General features: G+C 54.6%; 1 tRNA gene and 2 rRNA genes. All 3 read right to left on the bottom strand.

From position 1 onward, the window contains the following. Nucleotides 1-55: 55 nt before the first annotated feature. A tRNA-Met gene (locus AC0L2V_RS32020) sits at nt 56-132 on the bottom strand. 242 nt (nt 133-374) lie between these two features. Beyond that, nucleotides 375-489 (bottom strand): 5S ribosomal RNA (gene rrf / locus AC0L2V_RS32015). Between the two features lie 276 nt (nt 490-765). Beyond that, nucleotides 766-3633 (bottom strand): 23S ribosomal RNA (locus AC0L2V_RS32010). Nucleotides 3634-3848: the final 215 nt, after the last annotated feature.

The raw sequence follows: 3848 nt of genomic DNA, 5'->3' as shown, positions 1-3848 counted from the left end.
CGCGCCAGGCTGCAAACGCAAAACGGCCCGCGTGATGCGGGCCGTTTTGTGGATTTGGTTGCGGGGACAGGATTTGAACCTGTGACCTTCAGGTTATGAGCCTGACGAGCTACCGGGCTGCTCCACCCCGCGTCAACCAGACGGCGAATGCCGGCCGGGCAGCCCGGACTTTTTGTTTTGTCCGTCCTCGAGGCTTTCGGCCTTTGCGGGCGGACGGGGCGCTGCTCCACCCCGCGTCAACGTCAGAAGTAAGCCTTGGCTCACTGGAATCAAGCTTTCGCCAACTGAAAGGGCCGCTTGCGCGGCCCGAGTTCCCGATTGGCGGGCCTGTTTTGTAAGGAGAAGACTGGATTTTTGCAACGTGCGTTTTGCAGACCTGGCAGCGACCTACTCTCCCGCGTCTTGAGACGAAGTACCATCAGCGCTGGAGCGTTTCACGGCCGAGTTCGGAATGGGATCGGGTGCAGCCGCTCCGCCATAACCACCAGGTCGGCAAAGCGCACGTTGCTCGAGAAGCTGGGTCAGGGATTAGGCAGTAGGGAATAGTAAGTAGAAGATACCCACTCGCTATAAGCCTGTGCCATTTGCCCGTCTTTCCGTGCCAATGGCGACGTTCTCGCAGACCACTTCGGGCGTAAGCCCGCAAGCGCGACTGCGCGTCGCCGGTCGTCCGGCGCCCTCGCGGAGCATAGGCCCGTAAGGGCCGCTCATGCGTGAGCGCTGGTAAGACCATCTGACTTTGTCAAATGGGCATAAGGAATGAGAACGATCAAGCCGATCGAACTATTAGTACCGGTAAGCTTCAAGCGTTGCCGCTCTTCCACACCCGGCCTATCAACGTGGTCGTCTTCCACGGTTCTCAGGGAATACTCGTTTTAAGGTGGGTTTCCCGCTTAGATGCCTTCAGCGGTTATCCCGTCCGGATATAGCTACCCTGCTATGCGGCTGGCGCCACAACAGGTCCACCAGAGATCCGTCCATCCCGGTCCTCTCGTACTAGGGACAGATCCTTTCAATATTCCTACACCCACGGCAGATAGGGACCGAACTGTCTCACGACGTTCTGAACCCAACTCACGTACCGCTTTAAATGGCGAACAGCCATACCCTTGGGACCTGCTCCAGCCCCAGGATGCGATGAGTCGACATCGAGGTGCCAAACAACCCCGTCGATATGGACTCTTGGGGGTCATCAGCCTGTTATCCCCGGCGTACCTTTTATCCGTTGAGCGATGGCCCTTCCACGCGGGACCACCGGATCACTATGACCGACTTTCGTCTCTGCTCGACTTGTCAGTCTCGCAGTCAGGCAGGCTTATGCCATTGCACTCAGCGAACGATTTCCGACCGTTCTGAGCCCACCATCGCGCGCCTCCGTTACTCTTTAGGAGGCGACCGCCCCAGTCAAACTACCCACCATACATTGTCCCGGACCCGGATGACGGGCCGCGGTTAGACATCCATAGTGATAAGGGTGGTATTTCAAGGGTGGCTCCACCTGAGCTGGCGCCCAGGTTTCAAAGCCTACCACCTATCCTACACATGCCACTACGAATGCCAATGTAAAGCTATAGTAAAGGTGCACGGGGTCTTTCCGTCTAACCGCAGGAACCCCGCATCTTCACGGGGAATTCAATTTCACTGAGTCTATGCTGGAGACAGCGGGGAAGTCGTTACGCCATTCGTGCAGGTCGGAACTTACCCGACAAGGAATTTCGCTACCTTAGGACCGTTATAGTTACGGCCGCCGTTTACTGGGGCTTCGATTCAGAGCTTGCACCCCTCCTCTTAACCTTCCAGCACCGGGCAGGCGTCAGACCCTATACGTCGTCTTGCGACTTCGCAGAGCCCTGTGTTTTTGATAAACAGTCGCTACCCCCTGGTCTGTGCCACCCTCCTCCACTTGCGTGGAAAAGGGTCACGCTTCTTCCGAAGTTACGCGTGCAATTTGCCGAGTTCCTTCAGCATAGTTCTCTCAAGCGCCTTGGTATACTCTACCAGTCCACCAGTGTCGGTTTCGGGTACGGTCTATAAGGAGGAGCTATTTCCTGGAACCACGCAGCAGCCCGTTCAATCCGATAAGATTGGACTACCTCAATGATCCGTCACTTCCTCCAGGCCCACGAATATTAACGTGGTTCCCATCGTCTACGCATTTCTGCCTCGACTTAGGGGCCGGCTAACCCTGCTCAGATTAGCTTTAAGCAGGAACCCTTGGACTTTCGGCGGGGGAGTCTCTCACTCCCCTTACGTTACTCATGTCAGCATTCGCACTTCTGATACCTCCACCACCCCTCACGGGTATGGCTTCATCAGCTTACAGAACGCTCCGCTACCGCTCGTGATTGCTCACGAACCCTAAGCTTCGGTGTATGGCTTGAGCCCCGTTACATTTTCGGCGCAAAGACCCTTATTTAGACCAGTGAGCTGTTACGCTTTCTTTAAATGATGGCTGCTTCTAAGCCAACATCCTGGTTGTTTTGGGATCCTCACATCCTTTCCCACTTAGCCATAACTTGGGGACCTTAGCTGTAGGTCAGGGTTGTTTCCCTTTTCACGACGGACGTTAGCACCCGCCGTGTGTCTGCCGACTAGTACTCCCAGGTATTCGGAGTTTGGTTAGGTTTGGTAATCCGGTGAGGACCCCTAGCCCATCCAGTGCTCTACCCCCTGGGGTATTCGGTCGACGCTCTACCTAAATAGATTTCGCGGAGAACCAGCTATTTCCGAGTTTGATTGGCCTTTCACCCCTAGCCACAAGTCATCCCGAACTATTGCAACAGTTATGGGTTCGGTCCTCCAGTAAGTGTTACCTTACCTTCAACCTGCTCATGGCTAGATCACTCGGTTTCGGGTCTAATGCGACGAACTGAACGCCCTGTTCAGACTCGCTTTCGCTGCGCCTACACCTAGCGGTTTAAGCTTGCTCGTCACACTAAGTCGCTGACCCATTATACAAAAGGTACGTGGTCACCCAGGACGAACCTTGGACTCCCACTGTTTGTAGGCAATCGGTTTCAGGTACTCTTTCACTCCCCTTGTCGGGGTGCTTTTCACCTTTCCCTCACGGTACTAGTTCGCTATCGGTCATGCACGAGTACTTAGGCTTGGAGGGTGGTCCCCCCAATTTCAGACAGGATTTCACGTGTCCCGCCTTACTCGAGGACGATGATTTGCATTACGCGTACGGGGCTGTCACCCACTATGGCCCTACTTTCCAGAAGGTTCCGCTTGTCTCATCATCGCCACTGGCCTGGTCCGGGTTCGCTCGCCACTACTGCCGGAGTCTCGGTTGATGTCCTTTCCTACGGGTACTTAGATGTTTCAGTTCCCCGCGTTCGCCACTTTATCCCTATGTATTCAGGATAAGTTACCTATAACAGATCCTTGGAAACCACAGCAGCAAGTCTGCGCGATCTCAAAGAGATCGTCGCTTAACGCTCAATCCTTTTGGGATCTCGCGCCAATTGCCCTGCTGCTCTGATTTTCCAAGCACCTTAGGTGGGTTTCCCCATTCGGAAATCTACGGATCAAAGGGTATTCGCACCTCCCCGTAGCTTATCGCAGCGTATCACGTCCTTCATCGCCTGTGCATGCCAAGGCATCCACCAATTGCCCTTAAGACACTTGATCGTTCTCATTGCCAATACCCATCGCGCGATCCCGAAGGGATCATCGCTCGAACCAGATCCTGTGCAGGATCTAGCTTCAATGGAATTGGCACAAAAAGACCAGCTTCTCGAGATCGGTTCGAGGGTGCGGTTAGGCAAACCCATCATATGCGGGAGATTGAGCGTCTCCCGCGACAAATCACACCCCTTGCGAGCTATGAAGTTCGAACAAATCTT

This window comes from Mesorhizobium sp. WSM4814 (genome assembly GCF_055811595.1).
This window is presented reverse-complemented; position numbering and strand designations above follow the sequence as displayed.